The organism is Streptomyces sp. DH12, assembly GCF_020873895.1.
Classification (GTDB): Bacteria; Actinomycetota; Actinomycetes; order Streptomycetales; family Streptomycetaceae; genus Streptomyces.
Window position 1 is genome coordinate 1 of record NZ_JAHWGT010001735.1, and the last position, 381, is coordinate 381.

Here is a 381-nt window from a genome sequence, read left to right on the forward strand (position 1 = left end):
GACCGCCGTGGCGATGACCAGGGCGGCCTCGTCGCGGACCTCCTGGGGCAGTTCCTCGTCCCCGCTGTCCAGTGCCAGGTCCAGGCCCGACAGGCGGTGCTCGTCGATGGCCTCGAGGACCGGCTCCACCAGACGGAGCAGAAGCCGGTAGTCCTCCGTGTCCATCCGCACCCGCAGCAGGTCGAGATACACGTCCACGGGGCGGTTCTCCGGGGTGAACTCGGATTCGCTCATGGGCCTCGGGTTCCCTTCCTGCGTCGGGTCACACGGCGGCCGGTGCGGCCGCCGCGGCGGTGTCGCTCCCGTCCTCCGGCCCCAGCCAGGCGCGTGCCGTGGCGAGCGCCCTGCCCACGTCCCGGGTTCCGGTCGACACGCACAGCG

Annotated in this window: 1 protein-coding gene and 1 pseudogene; both read right to left on the reverse strand. The window is 72.7% G+C overall.

Annotated features, from left to right (window positions below; translation table 11 throughout):
• A pseudogene (locus LPA54_RS41975) lies at positions 1-234 on the reverse strand (hypothetical protein); the annotation flags it as partial.
• A gap of 28 nt (positions 235-262) precedes the next feature.
• Positions 263-379: a hypothetical protein gene (locus tag LPA54_RS43410; protein ID WP_368857928.1), complete on the reverse strand. Its 117-nt coding sequence runs from the start codon at positions 377-379 to the stop codon at positions 263-265.
• Between the last annotated feature and the right edge of the window lie 2 nt (positions 380-381).